Here is a 23,675-nt window from a genome sequence, read left to right as displayed (position 1 = left end):
TACACGCTCAACCGCGCTTTCCTGTTTCTACGGCGCCCGCCGGCAGCAATGCCGGCGGGCGTCGGCGTTTTTGCGTTACCGCTGCAATGCAATGCGTCAGCGCGGATCAAGGCGGAAGATCATCAGCAGCATGCGCTGCAACCGGTTACGGTTGTCATCCGACATCACGTAAAGCCAGGTTGAGCCATCGGCGGCGCGGCGCGCATCCAACGCTTCCATATTGTCGACCGAAACCGGCCGCGCCCATTCGGCCAAGGTTTCCGGCTTCAGCCGCGTATCGGCAAGCCCCGCTGCCGGCAGGCGCTTCAGCCGCGCCTTCGGCCCGACGAACGGCGTGTAGTAGCGCTCCAGCACGATCACATCGCCATTGGGCAAGGCTGTCGCATCGGTCGGATGGAAGTCGCCGCTGACCGGCCAGAGGCGATCGTGCCAGCGCCCGTCCCGCCACAGCCAGGCGGCGTTGTCTTGGCCGAACATATGCTCCTCGCTCAGCAGCAGCAGGCTGCCATCGGGCAGCACCGCCATCGCTTCGATGCCGCCATTCGCCGGCTGATCCGCAACAGCCGGCGGCAATGGCAGCGCGCTGGCCGCCACGCCGCCCGGCTCGGCATAGCTCCAGATGCGGTGCGAACGCTCGAACGCGACCAGCCATTTGCCATCCACGCCGCGGCGCAGCGCCTCGGCATCGCTATCGCGCTTGCGCTCCAGCGGCCGGCCTTCGGCATCGTTCAGTGGCAAAAGGCGCGCGGACGCGACGCCCCTGGGCAGGCCGTTATCGTCCAGCGTGAAATCGAGGCGCAGCCAGTGACCGAGATCGGAAATCGCCCACAGGCCCTTGCCGTCGGGATCAACCTCCATGCCCGAATAACCGCCGAAAGTGTCGTCATCGGCCGCCAGGATCAGTCCGCCCAGATAATGCAGGCTGCCGAGCCGGCGCTGATCCGGCTGTTCGGGATTAAGCTCCAGTTCCGCGCTGCGCACCGTCACCGGCCGTTCCGGTGCGGGCTGCGCCGCTGCCGGGACCGCCATCGGAACGGCCAGCGCGGCGATTAGGAAAATGAACTTGAAAACAGCGTTGCGCCATACTCGGCCTTGTTGCCGCTGATCCATCCGGTATGCTTCCCTTTCTGACACCATAGCAGCGGCACCGCATGCTCATTGGAACCGCAGCCCGGCCATCGGCCGGCAAGTCCCGATCCGCCGGGAACATCGCCCCGGCCCTGTTCGTCGGCGGCCTGCTGCTTCTGCTCGCCGGCATTCTCGGCTTGCAGCTCTATCGTCAGTATCACGACGAGATTGACGCAGGGCAAGCGACAGCGCGCTCGCTTGCAACGGTGCTGGACGAACATGCCGGCCGCACATTTTCGGCCGTTGACATATTCCTGCAGAATTTCTCCGAGACACTGAGCAGCATGCCCAGCACCGACGCTGGCGATCTGTCGGCGGTGCGACTGCGAATGAATGCGCGGCTTTCGGAATTGCCGCAGCTTCGTGCCTATCTGGTGCTGGATGCCAATGGCGATTTAATCATCGATAGCGCAGGCAATGCACCGGGCAGCTTCAACGGCTCCGACCGTGAATATTTCCTGGCGCATGCGCGCGATGGCCATGGCGGCCTGTTCGTCGGCGAACCGACCATCAGCCGTCGCAGCGGAAAATGGGCAATCAGCCTCAGCCGCCGGTTCACCAGGCCGGATGGCAGTTTTGGCGGCGTCATCTCCGCAGCCATCGATCCGGATTATTTCATCGCCTTCTATCGCGAGGCGCTGATCGCGCCCGGCAATTCGCTGGCGCTGCTGCATGAAAACGGCAACCGGCTGGCCCGCATTCCCGAAGCCGGTCCCTCAGGCGAAACCGCGATGCTGGAAGCCCGCATCCTGCACCCGGAATTCGCCACCGCTGAGAACGGCCTTTATCTGTCGGATACCGTTCCGGATGAAACGCCCCGCTACATCGCGTTCCGCCGCGTCGACGGCTATCCTCTGGTGGTGACGGCCGGCATTTCGGTTGAAAACATTCTGGCCGATTGGCGCAAGAACCTGTCCTTCAACCTGATCGCCTTCTGCGTCGCGGCGGCCGCCTCCGGCTTGTTCCTCCTCGTCCTGCAGCACCAGATCAGGCGCACCCGTGCCGCCGAGCAGCGTCTGCGCGATGCCATCGAGGCGCTGGCGGAAGGTTTCGCGCTGTTCGGCCCTAATGGTGACCTCATCATGGTCAACCGCCGCTATTACGCGCTGACCGGCCACGATCCGGCGACGGTGAAGCCCGGCACCAACCACGAGGAGATTCTCTCCCATATCGCGGCGTCGGACCGGCGGCAGGGGCGCGAGGACGACGTACTCCGCTATGTCGCGGAACTGCGGAAGGATTTCAGCGATCCCAGCGGACAGCCCTTCGATGTCGAGCCGCGGCCGGGCTTCTGGCTGCGCAGCGTACGCCACCGCACCGGCGATGGCGGCGTCATCAGCATGGTTTCCGACATCTCCGACCTCAAGCAGGCCGAGCAGATCCTGATCGACGCCTTCTCCAGCATCAGCGACGGCATCGTGCTTTACGATGCGGCCGAGCGCATCATCCGGGTGAACCAGCGCTTCTACGAGGTCACCGAGCACGATCCGGAGCGTATCCACCCGGGCAAGACCTTCGAAGACGTGATCGATGTGCTGGTCGAGCGGCGCAAGGCGCAGACACCAGACTTCGATGTCAGCGCCTTTGCCGAGGCCATACGGAATGATTTCCGCAATCCCACCGGCAAGCCGGTCGACGTATCCTATACGACGGGAAAATGGGTACGCACGACGCGCCGTCGGACCTCCAACGGCGGCATCATCAGCGTCTTCTCCGACATCACCGACCTCAAGCTGGCGGAGCAGCGCCTGCGCGATGCCATTGATGCGCTGACCGAAGGTTTTGCACTCTACGACCGCGACGGCTATCTCGTGCTGATCAACCGGCACTTCTACGAATTGACCGGACAGAGCCCGGAGCGGGTCAAGGTCGGCAGCCATATCGATGACGAGCTGCGCGTTGCCAGAGAGCTACGCCAGCGCGTCTCGCCAAACCTCGATCTCGATCAGTTCCTGGAAACGCTGCGGCAGGACTTCTGGAATCCGTCGGGCAGGCCCATCGATGCCGAGGTCTATCCCGGGCGCTGGCTGCGCATCCAGCGTCACCGCACCGCCGATGGCGGCGTGATCTCCATCGTCGGCGACATCAGCGACCTGAAGAAGGCCGAGCAGCGCCTGCGCGACGCGATCTCGTCGATTAACGAAGCCTTCGTCCTGTACGATCAGACCGATCGCGTGGTGCTCTTCAACCAGCGCTTCGTCGCCTATTACTGGAAACTGGCTGACATCATCCGGCCGGGCGTCACCTTCGAAGAACTGCTGCGCACCGGCGTGGAGCGCGGCGTCTTCATTGCCAGCGGCGTCGATCCCGAACGCTGGATCGCCGACCGGATCGCCAGCCACCGCGACCCGGGCGGGCCGATCGAGCGCCGCCTGGCCGACGGCCGCTGGATTCTGCTGCGCGAGGAGCGGACCGCCGATGGCGGCACGGTCGGCATCGGCACGGATATCACCGCGATCAAGCGCGCCGAACGCCAGCTGCGCGACGGCATCGATGCGATCACCGAAGCCTTCATTCTCTACGACAAGAACGACCGCGTGGTGCTGTTCAACCAGCGGATTCTCGACTACTACCCGCAAATGGTCGGCTATCTCCGGCCCGGCCTTACTTTCGAAGATACCCTGCGCCACGGCCTCGCCACCGACCAGTTCGTGATTTCCGGCGACCCCGAAGCCTGGATTGCCGAGCGCCTCGAAGCGCACCGCAATCCCGGTCCGGTCCTCGAGCGGCTGACCGCCGAAGGCCGCTGGCTGCTGGTGCAGGAACAGCGCACCGCCGATGGCGGCATCGTCAGCATCGCGCGCGACATCACGCCGCTGAAGGAACAGCAGGCCGCGCTGGAGCGCCATGTCGCCGAGCTGGAAGCCGCCAACCGGCAGGTCGAGCAGCAGGCCTTCCAGCTGCGCGAACTGGCGGATCGCTTCGCCATCGAAAAAGACCGCGCCGAAGCGGCCAGCCGGGCGAAATCCGAATTCCTCGCCATGATGAGCCACGAGATCCGCACGCCGATGAACGGCGTTCTGGGTACCATCGGCCTCCTGCTGAACACCAAGCTGTCGCCGCAGCAGAACAAGCTCGTCACCACGGCGCGTGAATCGGCCGAGCATCTGCTGACCCTGATCAACGACATCCTCGACTTCTCCAAGCTGGAAGCCGGCCGCATCGATCTGGAGCATATCGATTTCGATCTGCCGCAACTGATCGAGAGCGCGATTTCGATGATGAATCCGCGCGCGGTGATGAAGGGCCTGCGGCTTCAGAGCCGCCTGCCGCCCGACATGCCGCGTTTCCTGAAAGGAGATCCGGGCCGCCTGCGCCAGGTTCTGTTCAACCTGCTCGGCAATGCGATCAAGTTCACCGACCGCGGCAATATCGAAATCCTGGTCGAAACCTCGCGGCAGCCCGACAATGCCTACAAACTGACGGTGCGGGTCTGCGATACCGGCATCGGTATTGCGCAGGACAAGCTGAAGAACCTGTTTGGCCGGTTCACGCAGGCTGACAGCTCGATTGCGCGGCGTTTCGGCGGCACGGGACTGGGTCTTGCCATTTCCAAGCAGCTCATCGAGCTGATGGGCGGACAAGTCGGTGTTGAAAGCGTCGAAGGCGAAGGCAGCATCTTCTGGTTCAGCGTCACTCTGCAAGAAGGCGAACCGGTGGTCACCACCGTCCCGCAGGCCGCTGACAAGGGCCCGGCGACCCGGCGACCCATGCGCATCCTTGTGGCGGAAGACAATCAGGTGAACCAGATGGTGATCGGCCTGATGCTGCGCCAGCTGGGTCATCAGGTGGATGTCGCCACCAATGGCATCGAAGCCTGCGAGCAGGTGCAGAAGATGCCCTACGATCTGGTGCTGATGGATGTGCAGATGCCGGAGATGGACGGCATCCAGGCGACCCAGACGATCCGCAGCCTGCCGCATGATTGCGCGACGATCCCGATCATCGCGCTCACCGCCAATGCCATGGAGGGCGACCGCGAGACCTATCTTGCGGCAGGGATGAACGACTACATCGCCAAGCCGATTGCCCTGCCGCAGCTGATCGCCGCCATGAACCGCGTGATCAGCGCCAGGGAAACCGGCGGCGCAGCTTCCGCAACTCAGCCTGAGGCAGGAACGGGGGCCGGCGCGTCAGATTCCGGCGAAGCGGAAAAACTCAGCGACAAGGCCAAGGCCGGTCTGAATGACCTGCTGGCCTCGCTGAAGAAGCTGAACTGAAAAGCCGGACTAAACCCGTTGCTCAGGCGGCGCGGCGGCGGGCGCCGCGGCGTGTCGGCTGCGCCGCAGCCGGAGTCTCGTCGAACAACTCGGCCAGCTTGTCCATCATGGCGCCGCCGAGCTGCTCGGCATCGACAATGGTCACCGCACGCTTGTAGTAGCGCGTCACGTCATGGCCGATGCCGATCGCCACCAGCTCCACCGGCGAGCGTTTTTCGACCCATTCGATCACTTCGCGCAGATGGCGGTCCAGGTAATTGCCCGGATTGACCGAAAGCGTGGAATCGTCGACCGGCGCGCCGTCAGAGATCACCATCAGGATGCGGCGCTGTTCGGGCCGCGCCAGCAGCCGGTCATGCGCCCACATCAGCGCTTCGCCGTCGATATTCTCCTTGAGCAGGCCCTCGCGCAGCATCAGGCCGAGATTGCGGCGCGCGCGGCGCCAGGGCGCATCGGCGGCCTTGTAGATGATATGCCGCAGATCGTTGAGCCGTCCGGGATGCGGCGGCTTGTTGTCGGCAAGCCACTTCTCGCGGCTCTGGCCGCCCTTCCAGGCGCGGGTGGTGAAACCAAGGATCTCCACCTTCACGCCGCAGCGCTCCAGGGTGCGGGCCAGAATGTCGGCGCACATCGCCGCAACCGTGATCGGACGGCCGCGCATCGAACCGGAATTGTCGATCAGCAGCGAAACGACGGTATCGCGGAATTCAGTGTCGCTTTCCTGCTTGTAGCTCAGCGGCAAGGTGGGATTGGCGACGACGCGGGCAAGCCGCGCGGCATCGAGGATGCCTTCTTCAAGATCAAAATACCAGGAACGCGACTGCTTGGCCATCAGGCGACGCTGCAGGCGGTTGGCAAGCTTGCCGACCACCGACTGCAAATGGCTGAGCTGCTGATCGAGATGATGACGCAGGCGCGACAGTTCCTCGTTGTCGCAAAGATCGTCGGCGTCGATCACTTCGTCGAACTGCTTGGTATAGGCCTTGTAGGTCGGCTCGCGGTTCTGCCCCATCTGATCGGCATAAGGCGGACGGCGCCCCTTGCCGGCCTCCTCGCCTGAGCCGGCGGCCTCCTGCTCCATGCCGGCTTCGGCTTCCATCTCGACAGCCTCGCCGCCGGCAGCATCGGCCGCATCGGCCTGCTCCATGCCGCTGCTGGCCGCTTCGCCCTGTTCAGATTCCTGGCCGTCGGACTGGCTCTGCGGCTGCTGGCCCTGGCTGTCCTGATCCTCGCCCTCTTCCTCATCATTCATCTCGCCGCCTTCATCCTCGGCAAGATCAAGATCGCGGATCAGCTTGCGGGCAACCTTGGCGAAAGCGCGCTGGTCGTTGATGGCGTCGAACAGGCGATCGAGATCCTCGCCGCCCTTTTCCTCGATCCAGTCGCGCCACAGCGCGACCATCTTGCGCGCCGCTTCGGGGATGGCTTCGCCGGTCAGGCGCTCGCGTGCGATCAGGCCCAGCACATCGGCGAGCGGCGCTTCGGAACGGTCTTTGACCTTGGCATAGCCGCGGCTCTTGCACCGGTCTTCCAGCGCGGCGGCGAGATTTTTCGCCACGCCGGCCATGCGGTTGGCACCGATCGCCTCCACCCGGGCCTGTTCGATCGCGTCGAACACCGCCCGCGCGGTGCCGCCCTGCGGCAGCAGCTTGGAATGCAGCGCATCGTCGTGATGGCGCAGCCGCAGCGCCATGGCATCGGCCAGCCCGCGGATCTGCGCCACTTCCTCCGGCGGCAGGTCTCGTCCCGGCACCGGCAACCGCGCCCGCTTGCCGCGCAGGCCCGGCGTTTCCGGTCCGAAGCTGACCTGCAGGTCGCGATCATGCGAAATCGCCCGCGTCGCCGCGGTCAATGCGCGCTTGAAAGGTTCGATCGGGCTTTCCGGCTTCGCCATGACAATGGCCGCGGCCGGCTAGTTAAGGTCGGCCTTGGCAGCGGTCTCGGGCAATTCCTCGCCGAAGCAACGCTGGTAATACTCAGCCACCATCGGCCGCTCCAGTTCGTCGCATTTGTTGAGGAAGGTCAGCCGGAAGGCAAAGCCGACGCTGCCGAAGATACGGGCATTCTCGGCCCAGGTGATCACCGTACGCGGGCTCATCACGGTGGAGATATCGCCGTTGATGAAGCCGGCGCGCGTCAGATCGGCCACCGCCACCATGTTCTGGATCGTCTTCTTGCCCTGCTCGCCGGCATAGCTGGGCGACTTGGCCAGCACGATGGCCACTTCGTCCTCGGCCGGCAGGTAATTCAGCGTGGTCACGATGCTCCAGCGGTCCATCTGGCCCTGGTTGATCTGCTGGGTGCCGTGATAGAGCCCGCTGGTATCGCCCAGGCCGACGGTGTTCGCCGTGGCGAACAGGCGGAACGCCTTGTGCGGGCGGATCACGCGGTTCTGATCAAGCAGCGTGAGCTTGCCTTCGACTTCCAGCACGCGCTGGATCACGAACATCACGTCCGGGCGGCCGGCGTCGTATTCGTCGAACACCAGAGCCACCGGCGACTGCAGCGCCCAGGGCAGGATGCCTTCGCGGAACTCGGTGACCTGCTTGCCGTCGCGCAGCACGATGGCGTCCTTGCCGACGAGATCGATACGGCTGATATGGCTGTCGAGATTGACGCGCACGCAGGGCCAGTTGAGCCGCGCGGCGACCTGCTCGATATGCGTCGATTTGCCGGTGCCGTGATAGCCCTGCACCATCACGCGGCGGTTATAGGCAAAGCCCGCCAGGATCGCGAGCGTGGTCTCGCGGTCGAAACGATAGGTCGGATCGAGATCCGGCACATGCTCGGTCGGCTGGCTGAAGGCAGGCACCTTCATGTCGCTCTCGATGCCGAACACGTCGCGCACGGAAACGGTGATGTCCGGCATGTCGGTAGCCGGCGCGGAAATGGACTTGGTCTGGAGGGCCGTCATCTCACTCTCGAAGGTCTTTTTGGGCTAAAAGTTGGTCAGCCTGGATCTCAATCGCCTCAAGTATAACCGCGCGATTGCAGGAAGGCATAGGCTTGGTTGATGCTTTTCAGCCTTTCCTCGGCGGCGCGGTCGCCACCATTGGTATCGGGATGATACCGCTTGGCCATCATCTTGTACTGGGCCTTGATGTCGGCTTTTCGCAACGGCAACACCACCTTGTCCAGATCGAAGCCAAGCGTGATCATGGCTTCGCGTTCCGCCGGCTGCAATTGCAGCTCGGCCTTCGATTTCCGCCGCCCGGCGCCCAGGCTGATCCCGACATCGGCCAGGATGCCGAGATCGTCCTTGACCCAGACCTGAGGCTCTTCCCGCTGCGGCTTGGTTCCCATCCGCCAGGTCGGCCGGTGCCCCAGCATGTCCTGGCGCTGGTAGCGTTCGATTTCCGCCGCGCTCATGCCCCGGAAGAAGTCCCAGCCGGCATTGTACTGGCGGACATGGGTCATGCAGAAATACCACCGCCCGTCACGGGGTTCCCGGCTTTTCGGGGCCGGAAATGCACCCTCCTCGCTGCATCCCGGATGGTCGCAGCGGCGCGCCTGGCTGCGGCCGAAGGCCGCCTCGGCGGCAAGATCGAGGAAGACTTTCTGGTTGGCGGAACGGGCTCTTGTCATAACCGCGAAAGTATGGGGCGGCGGCATGACACTGGCAAGGCAATAGGTGCTGTCCTACCCTGCGTCGGACATGCATTTTTCGTAAGCCCCGCAGGAGTATTCGTCATGTCGATGGCAGAGCGCATCCAGGCCAAACTGACCGCCGCCCTGGCGCCGGAGCGGCTGGACCTTGTCGACGACTCGGCCCGCCATGCCGGCCATGCAGCCATGAAGGGCCTGCCGCCGGGGGAGACCCATTTCCTGCTGACCGTCGTCTCCGCCCGTTTTGAGGGTCTGCCCCGCCTGCAGCGCCAGCGGCTGGTCTACCAGATCCTGGCCGAGGAAATGGCCGGCGGCATCCATGCGCTGGCAATCACCGCCCTGACACCGGAGGAAAACCAGCGCCAAAGCGCGCCCTGATCCGGCAGGCCGATGGCCTGGAACACTACCAGAGGGTGGATTGGCCACAACCATCCGAGTCAATTTCCCTGCATTATACAACCTTTTTATTTGAACATTTCAACAAGAGCTATTATTGGTTGTGTCATGCCCGTGACACGACACCCACAGCACAACGCATACCCGTCTGACGGATCAAGTCTGGTGACGCGCAATCTGCGCCTGGACCGCGGCCGCACCAGTATCCGGCTGGAGCAGCTTGAATGGGCGGCTCTCGACGCGATCTGCGAGATCGAGGGAATCGACCGCCACGTTTTCGCCTCGATGATCGACCGCGACCCGGCCCGGCGGGAGAAGACCCTGACCTCGCGGATCCGCAGCGCCATCCTGACCTATTTCATCACCCAGTCCGGCCTTGCGGTCCCCGGCGCCAGCCATGGCGTGGCCGGCCTGGGCACCCAGCCTTCGGGGCGCGCCAGAGCGCCGCTTACGACAGCACGAACAGCATCAGAATTGGAAGACTCGCGAAGCTGAGCAGGGTCGACAGCACGACGAGGCTGGCCACCGCCGCCGGCTCGCGGGCATAGCGTACGGCGAAGACGTAGTTCACCACCGCCGGCGGCATCATGCACTGGATGAGGAAGACGCCGCGCGCCGCGCCTTCCAGGCCAAGCAGCGCGCTCAGGCCAAAGCCCACAGCGACACCAAGCCCCAGCCGCAGGACCGACAGTATCAGGCCGTTGCGCAGGTCCTGCACCTTCAGGGTCGCCAGCGACACGCCCAGGGTCAGCAGCATCAGCGGAATGGCGATGTTGCCCGCCACCTGCAGGCTGCGCATCGCCCATAACGGCAGTTCCACCCCGGCGAGATTGCCCAGGATGCCGGCGAGCGTGGCGTAGATCATCGGCGAGCGCAGCACCTCGCGCAGCTGTCCGCGGCCGGCCAGCACGGCCTGGCCGATCGTCCAGTTGCCCAGCGAGGACATGGCGAAGAACAAAATCCCGAGCGCCAGGCCCGGCTGCCCATAGGCGAACAGCGACAGCGACAGGCCGGCATTGCCGGCATTGGGAAAGGTCAGCGAGGTGACGAAGCTGCGCACCGGCAGATGCATTAGCTTCAGCGCCAGCGCACTGAACGCCATGAAGCAGGCCATCGCGGCAATGCTGCCGCCCAGCATGGTGCCGAGCATCGTGCGGTCGATCTCCGTCGACAGCAGGGTATGTATGACCAGGCAGGGCGTGCCGATATTGGTCGCCAGCAGGCTGACCGAATCGACCTGGAAGGGACGGCCGCGCTTGGCCCATAGCCAGCCGAAGCCGGCCAGCACGAAAAGCGGCGCGATGACCGTAAAAACTTCGGCAACCAACGCAAATGCCATAAAGGAGTACTCAGTTTTTGTCCGATTGATCCGGCTCGCTGACCGGGGTGACCTTAAGCAGCGTGATCTGATGGCGCAGGCGCCGCAGAACCTCAAAACGGAAGCCGTGGAAAATGAACACCTGGCCGGGATCGGGGATCATCTGCGCCTCATGCAGCACCAGGCCGGCGATGGTAGTGGCGTCATCATCGGGCAGATGCCAGTCGAACTGCCGGTTGAGGTCGCGGATCGTGGCGGTGCCGTCGACGATCAGCGAGCCGTCAGGCTGAAGGCGGTAGATCCGCCGCGCTGGATCGTGCTCGTCGCGGATATCGCCGACGATCTCCTCCAGAATGTCCTCAAGCGTGACCAGCCCCATGATCGAGCCGTACTCGTCGACCACCAGGGCGAAATGCGCGCGGCGCTGGCGGAAGGCGTTGAGCTGGCCGCGTAAGGTGGTGGTTTCCGGCACGAACCACGGCAGCGCCAGCAGGCGCTGCAGGTCGATCTGCTGGATGTCGAACTGCACGGCAGCGAGCGCGCGCAGCAGATCCTTGGCATGCAGCACGCCGATGACGTTTTCGGGATCGCCCTTCCACACCGGGATGCGGGTATGCGGGCTGGACAGCACCTGCCTTACCAGCTCTTCTGGCGGCAGATCGGCATCCAGCATCACCATGTTGCGGCGATGCACCATGACATCGCCGACCGGCACTTCCTCAAGGTCGAGGATGGAGCCGAGCATGTCGCGCTCGTGCTTCACCATGGTGCCTTCTTCGGCATGAAGCTGCAGCGCGGAGCGGATTTCCTCGCTCGCCGTCAGCGGCTGTTCGCGCGTGATATGGACGCCGAACAGCTTCAGGGTCTGCACGCCGATCCACTGCACCGCGCGCACCAGCGGCGCCAGCAGCCTGATCAGCAGCACAATGACCGGCGCCACCGCCAAAGCCACGCGTTCGGGCTTGTTGATCGCATAGGTCTTCGGCATCACCTCGCCGAAGATCACGATCAGCACGGTCATCGCGACAGTGGCGTAGACCACGCCCGCGTCGCCGAAGACGGCGATCAGCAGATTGGTGGCCAAGGCCGAGGCCAGGATGTTCACCGCATTGTTGCCGAGCAGGATCGAGCTGATCAGCAGATCGCGCATTTCCAGCAGCTTGAGCACCGTATGCGCGCGCGCCTTGCCCTCGCCCGCCAGATGATGGATGCGCGGCGGCGACGCGGCAGTGAGGCCGGTTTCCGACATCGAGAAAAAGGCGGACAGCGCAAGCAGCAGCAGGATGGCTACTGCGGTGACGATTATGATGGTATCGGCCATGGCGGCAGTCAGGCGGCCGTTTTGGTCAGTTGCTCGGACAGAAGCTCTTCGACCGCGCGCGGCGAGACGTCATTGCGCTGTACGGCGCGGCCGATGGCTTCGGCCAGGATGAAGACCAGCTTGCCGTCGCGCACCTTCTTGTCCTGCTTCATGTGATCGAGCAGGACGGCGGGCGAGAAACGCTCGGCGCCGTCGACGTCGCGCAGCCGCGCCGGCAGGCCGACAGCTTCCAGATGGCGCTCGATGCGTGGCGCCAGGCTCGCATCGCAAAGGCCCAGAGATGCCGACAGGCGGAAGGCCAGCGCCATGCCGACGGCAACGCCCTCGCCATGCAGCAGGCGCTGCGAATAGCCGGTCTCAGCTTCCAGCGCATGGCCGAAGGTATGCCCCAGATTGAGCAGTGCGCGCTCGCCCTCTTCGCGTTCGTCGGCGGCAACGATGCGGGCCTTATGCGCGCAGCAGCGCTCGACCGCCTCGGCGCGCAACTGCGCATCGCCGGCCAGCAGCCTGGCGCCGTTGGCTTCCAGCCATGCGTAGAAATCGGCATCGCCCAGCAGGCCGTATTTCACCACCTCGGCATAGCCTGCGCGCAATTCGCGCGGCGGCAAAGTGTCGAGCAGATCGACATCGGCCAGCACCAGCCGCGGCTGATGGAAGGCGCCGATCAGGTTCTTGCCCTGGCGGCTGTTGATCGCCGTCTTGCCGCCGACTGAACTGTCCACCTGGGCCAGCAGCGAGGTCGGCACCTGAATGAAATCCATGCCCCGGCGCAGCACCGAGGCGGCAAAGCCGACCAGATCGCCGATCACGCCGCCGCCCAGCGCGATGAGATGATCGCGGCGTTCGACTTTCAGAGCCAGCAGCGCCTCGCACAGCTGCTCGAATCCGGCATAGGATTTCTGGCTTTCGCCCGCCGGCAGGATCACCGCCTCGCAGCCGATATTCTTCTGCGCCAGCGCGCGCTTCAGCGTGCCGAGGTGACGGTCGGCGACATTCTCGTCGGTGACGATGACGGCGAAGGGCCGCCGCAGCAAAGGCTCGATGAATTCGCCGGCACGCGCCAGCAAACCGCCGCCGACAAGGATGTCATAGGCGCGATCGTCCAGAGCAACACGGACCTTGCGGATCATGGCGATGACTTCACTTTCGATGAGGCGGCAAAATTCTGGGCGGCCCCGTCACGATAGGCAGCCGGCAGCACCGCCAGGATCTGAGCGACGACATTCTCATGCGGCCCGTCGCTGGAGATGACGGTGTAATCCGCCTCGGCATAGACGGGATAACGCTCGTGCATCAGACGCTCCAGCGTGCCGCGGACATCGCCGTTTTGCAGCAGCGGGCGATGGTTGCGCCGCGCGCAGCGCTTCACCAGCACGTCCAGATCGGCCTTGAGCCAGATCGAGACGCCTTTCTCCCGGATACGCTGGCGGGTTTCGGCATTCATGTAGGCCCCGCCCCCGGTCGCCAGCACGATGCGCGGCTGTTCCAGCAGGCGGGCGATCACCTTGCGCTCGCCATCGCGGAAGGCGGCTTCGCCATGGGTGGCGAAGATTTCCGGGATCGTGGCGCCGGCGGCCTTCTCGATCTCGATATCGGCATCGACGAAATCGAAGCCGATCGCCGCAGCAAGCCGCCGCCCGACCGAGCTTTTGCCGGCCCCCATCAGTCCGACCAGCACCAAGCTGCGCAGGCCGGTGCCGTCATTCGTTTTCGTGTCGCCCCGGTCGGCCGGCGCGGCATCGGACTGGGATTCGGGACTGGACGAATCGTCGGATGAAGCGGCGACGGCAGACGCTGTATTGAAGATGTTCACGTCGTCTCCGTGTGGCGGGCCGCATTGCCTGGGTCCCGCCGCGTCGATACAATAAAGCAATCGCGTCACATTTCCAGCGCGCGGGCCGGGTTCTGGCCCGTCCGCCGCCGGGAAATCCCTAGTCCGGAGCCCAAGCCGCATGGCCCGTATGTCGACCATTTTGTTGCTGTTTCTCGTTTTGCTGCTGGGCGGCGGAGCGATCTTCCTTGCCACTTGGGACATTCCCGCGCCGCGCGCCAAGGTGGAGAAGGTCATTCCCGCCGACCAGCTGGGGAAATAGCGATGACCCGGGCGGTGTTGCAGGCGGGGCGGCTCGCCCTGGCGGCCGGCCTGGCCGCCCATCTGGTCGCTGCCAGCGCGGCGGTGCAGGCCCAGCCGATCCGGCTGATCCCGCCGGGCGGCAATCCGGACGAAGCCCCGGCCCCGGCGCAGGCCCCCGCACAGTCGCAGCCCCCCGCACAATCGCAGGCCCCCGCACAGTCGCAGGCCCCCGCACAGTCGCAGGCCCCCGGGCAATTCCAGGCTCCCGCCCTCCCGGCACAGTCGAATACGCCGCCGCTCGACACGCCCGCAGGCCTGCCCGGCAATGCGCAGGCCGATCAGCAGAATCGCCTGCAGACTGTCCAGCAGGAAACCGACGGCTTCGTCATTCAGCCGCTAGGCGCCCCCGATCCGTCTTCGACGGGCCTGCTCGACGATACCAATGGCGGCCTCGGCGCCCATATGTGGGACGGCACCGCTCTGCGTCAGGCGATCCAGGTGCTTGGCGTGCTGCCTGCCCCGGTCGCCACACCGGCGCTGCGCGATCTGCAACGCCGGCTGCTGCTTACCTTTGCCGAAGTGCCCAAGGGCGAGCCCGGCACGCCCAGCCTGCTCGGCACCCGCATCTCTCAGCTTTACAAGCTGGGACTGGTGGGCGAGGCCGAGCAACTGGCAACGCCCAGGCCCGCCAGCCTGAAGGATCCGATCTTCCTGCAGCTTCCCGTCGAGGCGGCCCTGCTGCGCAACGATCTGGACCGCGCCTGCGAGATGGCGAATCAGGGGCTGCGTGAGGATGGCGCTGCCTATTGGCAGAAGATCGTCGTCCTGTGCCGCTATCACGCCAAGGACATCGCCGGCGGCGATCTGGCCCTCAGCCTGTGGCGCGACAACGGCGGCGACGATCCGCCATTTAACGCGCTGGCTGCCGCGCTGCGCGGCGATGCCCGCGCCAAGGTTGAAACGCTCGGCGGCGCCAGCGCTGTGCATTTCGCCATGCTGCGCGCGGCCGGACGGCCGCTGCCCAAGGACACGCTGGATGTTGCGACGCCGGCTTTGCTGCCGGCGCTGGCCCGCTATGAAAAGGCGGATGCCGAGCTGCGCCTGGCGGCAATAGAACGCGCCGCCCGTTATGGCGCTTTGCCGCCGGCTGCGCTGGCCGAAGCCTATGCGGCGGTCGAGATTGCCGACAATCAGCGCGCGGCGCTGGCCGGCGGCAAGGATAAATCCGCCCGCGCGGCCGCCTATCTTTATCAGTCGGTCAAGGCCGCCACCGATGCCAAGACGCGGGCCGAGTTTCTGCGCCAGGCTTTCGAACTGGCGCAGGCGCGCGAATTGCTGTTCCCGACCGCGGCGATCCTGCAGCCCTTCCTGGCCGACGTCACGCCCGATGACAGCACGATAGCCGCCGCTCCGGCAATGATCCGGCTGGCGCTGGCCGCCCGCGATACCGGCATCGCCCGGCTGTGGTACAACACGGCGCTGACAATCCCGCCGGAGACCGGCAAGGCCGGCGAAACCGTCGCCCAGGCCTGGCCTCTGCTTCTGCTGGCTGGCGCTGAAGCCGAATGGCGCGACAGCCGCTATGAGGCCTGGCTGGCGACGCTCGACTCTCTGAAGGCGCCGGAGCGCAATATGCGCATCACACTGCTGCTGACCCTGGCAGAAGGCGTCGGCTTCCCGGTGCCGCCCGAGCGCTGGGACATCCTGCTGGTGCCGGTCGAGAACAATGCCCGGCCCGCACCGTCCATTGCCGTCTGGCGCAGCCTGTTGCGGGCCTCCGAGATCAAGGCCAGGGCGGAGACCGCGGCGCTGGCCTTGGCGCTGCTCGGCCCGAATGGCGCCGAGGAAGCCGACGGGCTGACGCTGACCACGGCACTGGAGGCGCTTCGCAAGGTTGAGCTGGAAGTGGATGCCCGGCGGATCGCGCTTGATGTGGCGTTGCGGCGCGGCCTCTGACGCGCCAGCTGCGCAGCCGAACGATGGCCCGCACCGATCGCCATATCGAAAACTTTCTTGAGATGCTGAGCGCCGAGCGGGGGCTGGCGCAGAATTCCCTGCTGGCCTACCAGACCGATCTGGCCGACTTCGCCGGCTTTCTCGCGGCGCGCAACGAAACACCGCAAACGGTCGGCATCGATTCGCTGCGTCTTTATGTGCAGGGCCTGGCTGATCAGGGCATGAAGCCGGCGACTGCTGCGCGCAGATTGTCGGCGCTGCGCCAGTTCTTTCGGTTTCTGGCGCAGGAAGGCATTCGCAGTGACGATCCAGCCGCCCTGCTGGATGCGCCGAAGCGCGCGCGCCCCTTGCCGAAAATCCTCAGCGAGGAAGAAGTCGACCGCCTGCTGGAAGCCAGCCGCAAGCTGCGCGACGATCCGGCGGAATCGGCGCGGCTGAACTGCCTGCTGGAACTGCTCTACGCCACCGGCTTGCGCGTCAGCGAACTGGTCGGCCTGCGCTGGCCGCCTTTCGGCGACGATGCGCGCTTCCTGGTAATCCGCGGCAAAGGCGGCAAGGAGCGTCTTGTGCCGCTGAGCGAGCCGGCCCGCAAGGCGGTGGAAGCCTATGCCGGCTGGCGCTCGGAATTCCTGGCGCCGAAGCAGGTCTCCCCCTGGCTGTTTCCCTCGCGGGGCGACAGCGGCCATCTGACGCGCCAGCGGTTCGGGCAGTTGCTGAAAGATCTCGCCGTTGCCGCCGGCCTATCGCCCAGCAAGGTTTCGCCCCATGTGCTGCGGCATGCCTTCGCCAGCCATCTGCTGGCGCGCGGCGCCGATCTGCGCGCCGTGCAGAAGATGCTCGGCCATGCCGATATCAGCACCACGCAGATCTACACGCATGTGCTGGAAGCCCGCAAACAGGCACTGGTGCGCGAGCATCATCCGCTGGCGAAAAGGTAATTCTGTTATCCCAACGTCAGGCTTGCCAAGCAACGCCGGCACAGTTAGCAGATGCAACAGACCCCAAGGGAGAGTAGAGCGCCATGAGCTTCAAGACGATCACCCCCGCCCCGGCCCGGCTGAACCGCTGCGAACTGGCAGTGCCCGGCAGCAACACCAAGCTGTTCGAGAAAGCCGCCAAATCCGCAGCCGACGTCATTTTCCTCGACCTTGAAGATGCCGTTGCGCCCGATGACAAGCCGCAGGCGCGCAAGAACATCATTCAGGCGCTGCACGATATCGACTGGGGCAATAAGACCCTGTCTGTGCGCATCAACGGCCTCGATACGCATTACATGTATCGCGATGTCGTCGAGGTGGTGGAAGCCGCGGGCGACAAGCTGCATCTGATCATGGTACCGAAGGTCGGCACGGCAGCCGACATTTACGCCGTCGACATGCTGCTGACGCAGATCGAAACCGCCAAGGGCTTCAAGCGCCGCATCGGCATCGAGGCGATCATCGAAACCGCGCTCGGCATGCAGAACATCCATGAGATCGCAGCCGCCTCGCCCCGCCTGGAAAGCCTGCATTTCGGTGTCGCCGATTACGCGGCCTCGACCCGCGCCCGCACCACCTCGATCGGCGGCCCCAATCCGCTTTATGGCGTGCTGACCGACAAGGACGGCGACAAGCCGCGCGAATTCTTCTGGGGCGATATGTGGCATTATGCCATCGCCCGCATGGTGGTCGCGGCACGCGCCAACGGTCTGCGTCCGATCGACGGCCCGTTTGGCGACTTCTCCGATGCCGATGGCTACAAAGCGCAGGCCAATCGCGCCGCGATCCTGGGCTGCGAAGGCAAATGGGCGATCCATCCCTCGCAGATCCCGCTCGCCAACGAAGTCTTCACGCCGCCGGAAGAGGAAGTGAAGAAGGCGCGCCGCATCCTGGAAGCGATGCAACAGGCGCAGGCCGAAGGCAAAGGCGCGGTGGCGCTGGACGGCAAGCTGATCGACATCGCTTCCATCCGCCAGGCCGAAGGCATCGTCAAACAGGCGGAATTGATCGCGCGCGGCTGACGCGCGCAGGACGCGTCAGTCTGCCGCATCCACGGCAGACTTCACCGCGCTCTTATCCTGTCCAAGCGGCGCGTGCTGGAATTCCGGCACGAGCTGCCTGAGCTGGGCCAGAACCAGGGCAGTTTCGCGCGCTTTGGCGGCGCGCATCAGGGTTTCCAGCGCCGGCTGCAATTCGGCCAGATTGATCACCCGCGGCGCGGCCAGCAGCACGCCATCCTGCTGGGTCGGCACCAGGGCCTCGTCGCGATGCAGCACTTCCTCATACAGCTTCTCGCCCGGCCGCAAACCGGTGAAGGCGATCTGGATATCGACATCGGGCCGCAGGCCGGCAAGGCGGATCATCTGCCGCGCCAGATCCTGGATGCGCATCGGCTCGCCCATGTCGAGCACGAAGATCTTGCCCTCTGTATGAAGCTCGCCAGCTGGTAATGCTGCGGCCTGCAGGATCAGCTCGACCGCTTCGCGTGTGGTCATGAAGAAGCGCGTCACTTCCGGGTGAGTGACCGTAAGCGGACCGCCGGCGGCGAGCTGACGCTGGAACAGCGGCACCACCGAGCCTGACGAGCCAAGCACGTTGCCGAACCGCACGGTCACGAACCGCGTCGCGCCCTGGGTCAGATCGAAGCTTTGGCAGATCATCTCCGCCACGCGCTTGGTCGCGCCCATCACATTGGTCGGGTTGACGGCCTTGTCCGTGGAAATCAGCACCATGGTCGCAACGCCATGGCGCTGACAGGCTTCCGCCACCAGCCGGGTGCCGATGGCATTGGTCAGCACCGCTTCCTCGACATTGGCCTCGACCAGCGGCACATGCTTGTAGGCCGCGGCATGCAGGACGATCTCGGGCCGGTATTGCCGGAAGACCTGCTCGATGCGATCCGGCACGCGCACATCGCCCATCACGGCAGCACGCGGCACCGCCGGAAACCGCTCGGCCATTTCCAGGTCGATCTGATACAGCGCGTGCTCGCTCTGCTCGAACAGCACGATCAGGGCGGGCTTGAGGTCGGCAATCTGCCGCACCAGTTCCGAGCCGATCGTGCCGCCGGCGCCGGTGACCAGCACACGGCGGTTTGCGATCAGTTGGGCCACCGGCGCGCGGTCGAGCACACGCTGCGGCCGGCCGAGCAGATCCTCAACATCGATCGGCCTGGGCTGCTGCGCGCCCACGCCTTCCTTGCGGAATTCGGTCAAGCGCGGCAGGCGCGCCACGCTCAGTCCCAGCGGCGCCGCCTTTTCCAGCAGCGCACGGATCGCGGCGCCGCCGATGCGCTCGTCCGCCACGATGATGCGGCGCGGCTTGTCGATATCGCGGGCATTGCGCACGATCTCAGGCAGATCTTCGATGTTGCCGACGATGCGCACGCCGCGCATGTCGCGGCCCTGGCGGCTCTCGCTGTTGTCGAGAATGCCGACGACGCGATACTCGGTCAGCCGGTTGCGCTCGGTTTCGCGAATGAAGGCATCGGCGGCAAGACCCGATCCTACCAGCAGGACCGGCACGCGCTTGTCCTCGGCGCGGCTCAGCACCTCGATCAGGCTGCCGTCCTTCCAGCTCCGGTACAGCAGTCGCGGACCGGCCAGCAAACAGACGAGAATGAAGAATTGCAGCACCAGGGCGCTGCGCGGATAGGCTTCAAGCCGGGTGACGAAGAACAGGAGCGGCAGGAAGATCAGCAGCGACAATGCGCTGGCACGCGCGATGTTCAGCAGATCGCGCAGCGAGGCGAAATACCAGATGCCACGGTAGAGGCCGCAATACTGGAATACGATGGCGGCTACGGCTGAGAAGATGAGCATGCCGGCCCAGCTTTCGCCGGCACTCCAAGGCAGGTCGGCAAGCCAATAACGGAACTGCAGCGCCAGATGGAAGGAAGCGGCCGCCATGACCAGGTCATGCAGCGCCACCAGCATGACGCGCCGGTTTCGGCGAAGATACGATCGAAGATACGATAGTGGCCGCACAGCGATCGCTACCCGCCGTCGTTACTCGAAAACATCATTCTACTCGCTTTGCCGTCATCGCGAAATGCCTGCACAGTAGCGCTGCCGCGATTGCCGCCGTCAGCACGCCAAGCACGTCTTGCGGCCAGCCCGATGCTGCCACGGCGGCAAGGCCGATCAGCAGGACATTCAGCGCAGCAATCCGCCAAGTCACCGCCACATGCGAGCCCAGCTTGTCGGTCCCTTGCTGGTAGAAATGGCTGCGATGCGCCTGCCAGACCTTTTCTCCGCGCCACAGGCGCCGGATCAACGTAACAGTCGCATCCATCCAGTAAAACATCAGCAATATCAACGCGATAGCCCATTGCCCCGTCATCGACAGGCCCAGCAGCAGCCAGCCGAGCAGAAAGCCCAGCGGCACACTGCCGACATCACCCAGAAAAACTTTGGACCGGTTCCAGTTCCAGGGCAGGAAGCCGAGCCCCCCGCCCGCAAGGATCAGGGCCAGGCCGGCAAGAGGCGCGGGTCCGGCGAGGAACTGAACGACAGCGGTGCCGATGCCGATGGACACCGTCTCCAGGCCCGCAATTCCATTGATCCCGTCCATGAAGTTGAACAGGTTCGTGAACCACAACCATGCCAGGAAGCAGAGCAGCCGTTCGAGCCAAAGCGGCAGCCAGGCTTCGGCGATGCGCTGCTCTTCGGGCAGGAATGCCAGCACGGCGAAAACTGCCAGAGCCTGGGCACCCAGCCGGAACCAGGCGGGCAATCCCCCCGGCCGGCGGTCGTCGATCCATGAGATGAGTGCCAGCGCTGCGGCGCCAACCAGCACCAGTGCCGCCGCCTCGTCCGGGCAAAGAGTGAACCAGATAGCCGAGGCCAGGATAACGGCGGTCGAAACCACGATGCCGCCGCCACGAGGCGTCTTCTCGCTATGGCTGGAACGCGCATTGGGAATGTCCCACACCGCGCGGCGCTTCAGCCAGGCAATCGCGGGCCCCATGGCAAGGAAAACGCCACCCCCGGTTGCGGCGGCAAAGGCCAGCGCCAAGGCCCAGGAAAATTCCGCCGTCATCACCCGGCTCCCTTGGCAGCATCAGCGGTGGCGAGAACCCGGTCATAGGCGGCCAGACTCGCTGCGACGAAATGCTCGACGGAGAATTCCGCCTCGGCGATGGCGCGTCCGCGCCGCGCAAGGCGCTGACGCAATTCGCCGTCGTTCAGCAGCCGGCGGATTGCTTCTGCCGTCGCCGCGCCATCGCGCACCGGCACCAGCAGGCCATTCTCGCCATGCCGCACAACTTCGCGGCATCCAGGGACATTGGTGGTGACGATGGCCCGTCCCACCGCTGCGGCTTCGATCAGCCCGCGCGGCAGGCCTTCGCGATAGGAAGGCAGCACGATGATATGCGCCCGCGCCAGCATGCCGGGCATATCCTCGGCATAGCCCCAGTATTCGATGCCGCGGGCAATCCATTCCTGTAAGGCTGTCTCGCCGATATCGGTCGGGTTATCGGGGGCGCGCCGCCCGACCAGCACGAAGCGCGCCGTCACGCCTTCGCCTTGCAGCAGTCGCGCGGCGGCAACGAATTCGCGCACGCCCTTGTCGCCAAGCAGCCGCGCGGGAAACATCACCACCGGCGGATGCCCTTCATCGATCGGCGGCTCGGGCCGCGCGGCGAACACGTTCATGTCCACGCCGCAGCCGCGGATCATCACCCACCGGTCAGATGGAACCATGCCGCGCGCTTCGAACAAGGCGAGGTCGTCGCCGTTCTGGAAAATTGCGACGCAATTGCGGTGATGAAGCGCAAACCGGTAGAGACACTGGATCACGCGGCGCAGCAGGCCGCCATCTTCGCCATCGCGGATGAAAAGAAAGCCCAGTCCGGTGATCGCGTGCACCACGGCCGGCACGCGCAGCAGACGCGCCACCAGCCCGCCCCAGATCACCGGCTTGATCGAAACCAGATGCAGAAGGTCGGGCTTTACCCGCCTGAACAAGCCCACCATCGCCGCGATCAGCCGCAGTTCGGCAACAATGTCGCGGGCGCCACGCGCCAGAGGAATGGGATGAAACACAAATCCCTGCTGCTGCAGCTTGGCTGCGATGGCCGGATCATTTGGCGCAGCGACATGGATCTCCCAGCCGCGCGCGCGCATCGCCTGGGCGATGGGCAGCCGATGGGTCGTGAAAAAAAGCGCCTCTTGGACGGCGAAGAGCAGCCGGCGGGACATGCCCGGGCTCTATCCTGCTCTTCCCCATGGGTCAAGCCAGCGACCGCCACCATTCACGGCGCCGTTCATTGACAGGGCAGGATAGGCACGCTACCCCCGTCGCGACGCCATTCTGAGGCTAATCGCGTGCCAGCTGCAAAATCCCCAAACCCTGCCCCACTTCAGGCTGCATCGCTTGCCGTGATCGGCCTTGGCTATGTGGGGCTGCCGCTGGCCTTGGCGCTGGCCAAGCATTTTCCGGTGCTGGGCTTCGACATCGATCGGGGCCGGGTGGATGAATTGCGCACCGGTATCGACCGTACCAAAGAGGCGGACGCCGAAGCGCTGCGCAGCAGCAGCCTGCGCCTGTCGGCCGACCCGGCCGACCTGCCGGGCCATGCGGTCTATATCGTCACCGTGCCGACGCCTGTAGACGCCCAGAACCAGCCTGATCTCGGCCCGGTCCGCTCTGCGTCGCGCACCGTCGGCCAGGCCCTGGCCCGCAATCCCGTGCCCGGCGCCATCGTGGTCTATGAAAGCACCGTCTATCCTGGCGTCACCGAAGAGATCTGCGGCCCGATTCTGGAGGCCGAATCCGGCCTGACCTGCGGCAAGGATTTCTTCCTTGGCTACTCGCCCGAACGCATCAATCCGGGCGACAAGGTGCATACCGTCGACAAGATCACCAAGGTGGTGGCGGGGCAGACCCCGGACGTGGCCGCGAAGCTGGCCGACATCTATGGCCAGATCACTACGGGCGGCATCCATCTGGCGCCGAACATCAAGACGGCCGAGGCCGCCAAGGTGATCGAGAATGCCCAGCGCGACATCAACATCGCCTTCGTCAACGAGATCACCATGATCTTCGGCAAGATGGGCATCTCGACCTACGACGTGCTGGAAGCCGCCGGTACCAAATGGAATTTCCTCAAGTTCCAGCCCGGCCTGGTCGGCGGCCATTGCATCGGTGTCGACCCCTATTACCTGGCGCACCGGGCCGAGGAGCTTGGCCATCATGCCCGTATCATCCTGTCGGGCCGCGCCATCAATGACGGCATGAGCCGCTATATCGGCGATTGCGTCTCAGCCCGCATCGCCCCCGGCAGCCAGATCCTGGTGCTGGGCCTGACCTTCAAGGAAGATGTGCCGGATCTGCGCAATTCCAAGGTGGCCGACCTGATCGTCCATCTGCGCCAGCTTGGCCATCGGGTGATCGTCCATGACCCGCTGGCCAATCCTGACGAAGCCCAGCATGAATACGGCATCATGCTGACGCCCAAGCTGGACCAGATCGGCGGCTGCGACGCCATCGTTGCCGCCGTGCCGCATCAGGCCTATCGCGAGATGACGCCTACCGGGCTGGCCAGGCTGCTCAAGCCGGGCGGTCTCGTCGCCGACCTCAAAGGCATCTGGCGCAACCAGGCCATTCCGGAAAGCCTCAAATACTGGACCTTGTAGGCGCCAAGGCACTGGACATCCCCCGGCTCGGATACGAC

The 23,675-nt window shown here is 64.9% G+C and carries 19 protein-coding genes; 8 read left to right on the top strand and 11 right to left on the bottom strand.

Features of this window, described 5'->3' with window-relative positions; translation table 11 throughout:
* Positions 1-96: 96 nt before the first annotated feature.
* A complete protein-coding gene (locus Q0603_RS04560; RefSeq protein WP_298722714.1) occupies positions 97-1,029 on the bottom strand; it encodes an esterase-like activity of phytase family protein in 933 nt (310 codons plus the stop codon).
* Between the two features lie 122 nt (positions 1,030-1,151).
* Between Q0603_RS04560 and Q0603_RS04555 the strand changes: the two genes are divergently transcribed.
* Positions 1,152-5,348 carry a PAS-domain containing protein gene (locus tag Q0603_RS04555; RefSeq protein WP_298722712.1) on the top strand — a complete coding sequence of 1,399 codons (4,197 nt, stop codon included), beginning with the start codon at positions 1,152-1,154 and terminating at the stop codon, positions 5,346-5,348.
* Positions 5,349-5,370: 22 nt separating this feature from the next.
* Here the strand turns inward: Q0603_RS04555 and cobT are convergent, their stop codons facing one another.
* From cobT to Q0603_RS04540, 3 genes are read right to left on the bottom strand one after another with little or no spacing between them, the layout of a single operon-like run.
* A complete protein-coding gene (gene cobT / locus Q0603_RS04550) occupies positions 5,371-7,242 on the bottom strand; it encodes a cobaltochelatase subunit CobT (protein WP_298722710.1) in 1,872 nt (623 codons plus the stop codon).
* A gap of 18 nt (positions 7,243-7,260) precedes the next feature.
* The gene (gene cobS / locus Q0603_RS04545; protein ID WP_298722708.1) at positions 7,261-8,262 is read right to left on the bottom strand and encodes a cobaltochelatase subunit CobS; all 1,002 of its coding nucleotides are present in this window, start codon (positions 8,260-8,262) and stop codon (positions 7,261-7,263) included.
* 56 nt (positions 8,263-8,318) lie between these two features.
* Positions 8,319-8,933, bottom strand: coding sequence for a DnaJ domain-containing protein (locus Q0603_RS04540; protein ID WP_298722705.1), 615 nt, complete (start codon positions 8,931-8,933; stop codon positions 8,319-8,321).
* A 105-nt stretch (positions 8,934-9,038) separates the two neighbouring features.
* Between Q0603_RS04540 and Q0603_RS04535 the strand changes: the two genes are divergently transcribed.
* A complete protein-coding gene (locus Q0603_RS04535) occupies positions 9,039-9,332 on the top strand; it encodes a BolA family protein (RefSeq protein ID WP_298722702.1) in 294 nt (97 codons plus the stop codon).
* Positions 9,333-9,515: 183 nt separating this feature from the next.
* Positions 9,516-9,845 (top strand): ribbon-helix-helix domain-containing protein, encoded by a 330-nt coding sequence (locus Q0603_RS04530; protein ID WP_298722699.1) that lies wholly within the window; start codon positions 9,516-9,518, stop codon positions 9,843-9,845.
* Here Q0603_RS04530 and Q0603_RS04525 read toward each other — a convergent pair.
* Genes Q0603_RS04525 through Q0603_RS04510 form a run of 4 tightly spaced genes read right to left on the bottom strand, consistent with a single transcriptional unit; the run spans position 9,799 to position 13,802 of the window.
* Complete coding sequence (locus tag Q0603_RS04525) at positions 9,799-10,689, bottom strand: AEC family transporter (RefSeq protein ID WP_298722697.1); 891 nt, start codon at positions 10,687-10,689, stop codon at positions 9,799-9,801. The genes Q0603_RS04530 and Q0603_RS04525 overlap by 47 nt on opposite strands.
* A 10-nt stretch (positions 10,690-10,699) precedes the next feature.
* Positions 10,700-11,989 carry an HlyC/CorC family transporter gene (locus Q0603_RS04520; protein ID WP_298722694.1) on the bottom strand — a complete coding sequence of 430 codons (1,290 nt, stop codon included), beginning with the start codon at positions 11,987-11,989 and terminating at the stop codon, positions 10,700-10,702.
* A gap of 8 nt (positions 11,990-11,997) precedes the next feature.
* Positions 11,998-13,119 (bottom strand): 3-dehydroquinate synthase, encoded by a 1,122-nt coding sequence (gene aroB / locus Q0603_RS04515; RefSeq protein ID WP_298722691.1) that lies wholly within the window; start codon positions 13,117-13,119, stop codon positions 11,998-12,000.
* Positions 13,116-13,802: a shikimate kinase gene (locus Q0603_RS04510; RefSeq protein WP_298722688.1), complete on the bottom strand. Its 687-nt coding sequence runs from the start codon at positions 13,800-13,802 to the stop codon at positions 13,116-13,118. The genes aroB and Q0603_RS04510 overlap by 4 nt, the downstream gene beginning before the upstream one ends.
* Before the next feature lie 148 nt (positions 13,803-13,950).
* Here Q0603_RS04510 and Q0603_RS04505 point away from each other — a divergent pair, with 148 nt between their 5' ends.
* From Q0603_RS04505 to Q0603_RS04490, 4 genes are all read left to right on the top strand, one after another.
* Entirely contained in the window at positions 13,951-14,082 is a 132-nt protein-coding gene (locus tag Q0603_RS04505; protein ID WP_298722685.1) for a hypothetical protein, read from the top strand.
* A gap of 2 nt (positions 14,083-14,084) precedes the next feature.
* Positions 14,085-16,019, top strand: a complete 1,935-nt coding sequence (locus Q0603_RS04500; RefSeq protein WP_298722682.1) for a hypothetical protein — start codon at positions 14,085-14,087, stop codon at positions 16,017-16,019.
* A gap of 23 nt (positions 16,020-16,042) precedes the next feature.
* Positions 16,043-16,957 carry a site-specific tyrosine recombinase XerD gene (locus tag Q0603_RS04495; protein WP_298722679.1) on the top strand — a complete coding sequence of 305 codons (915 nt, stop codon included), beginning with the start codon at positions 16,043-16,045 and terminating at the stop codon, positions 16,955-16,957.
* Between the two features lie 83 nt (positions 16,958-17,040).
* Positions 17,041-18,018 (top strand): CoA ester lyase, encoded by a 978-nt coding sequence (locus Q0603_RS04490; RefSeq protein WP_298722676.1) that lies wholly within the window; start codon positions 17,041-17,043, stop codon positions 18,016-18,018.
* Positions 18,019-18,033: 15 nt separating this feature from the next.
* Here the strand turns inward: Q0603_RS04490 and Q0603_RS04485 are convergent, their stop codons facing one another.
* The 3 genes from Q0603_RS04485 to Q0603_RS04475 form a co-directional block, all read right to left on the bottom strand.
* Positions 18,034-19,932 carry a nucleoside-diphosphate sugar epimerase/dehydratase gene (locus Q0603_RS04485; RefSeq protein WP_298722673.1) on the bottom strand — a complete coding sequence of 633 codons (1,899 nt, stop codon included), beginning with the start codon at positions 19,930-19,932 and terminating at the stop codon, positions 18,034-18,036.
* A gap of 85 nt (positions 19,933-20,017) precedes the next feature.
* The gene (locus Q0603_RS04480) at positions 20,018-21,037 is read right to left on the bottom strand and encodes a glycosyltransferase family 4 protein (RefSeq protein WP_298722670.1); all 1,020 of its coding nucleotides are present in this window, start codon (positions 21,035-21,037) and stop codon (positions 20,018-20,020) included.
* On the bottom strand, positions 21,037-22,200 hold the full coding sequence (locus Q0603_RS04475; RefSeq protein ID WP_298722668.1) for a glycosyltransferase family 4 protein: 1,164 nt from the start codon (positions 22,198-22,200) through the stop codon (positions 21,037-21,039). Before Q0603_RS04475 ends, Q0603_RS04480 begins: the two co-directional genes overlap by 1 nt.
* 180 nt (positions 22,201-22,380) lie before the next feature.
* Between Q0603_RS04475 and Q0603_RS04470 the strand changes: the two genes are divergently transcribed.
* Positions 22,381-23,637, top strand: coding sequence for a nucleotide sugar dehydrogenase (locus Q0603_RS04470; protein WP_298722665.1), 1,257 nt, complete (start codon positions 22,381-22,383; stop codon positions 23,635-23,637).
* The last annotated feature ends 38 nt before the right edge of the window (positions 23,638-23,675 follow it).

This window comes from uncultured Ferrovibrio sp. (genome assembly GCF_937960835.1).
Lineage (GTDB): Bacteria > Pseudomonadota > Alphaproteobacteria > Ferrovibrionales > Ferrovibrionaceae > Ferrovibrio.
The sequence above is the reverse complement of the archived record's forward strand: the minus strand, read 5'-3'. Positions and strand labels throughout refer to the sequence as shown.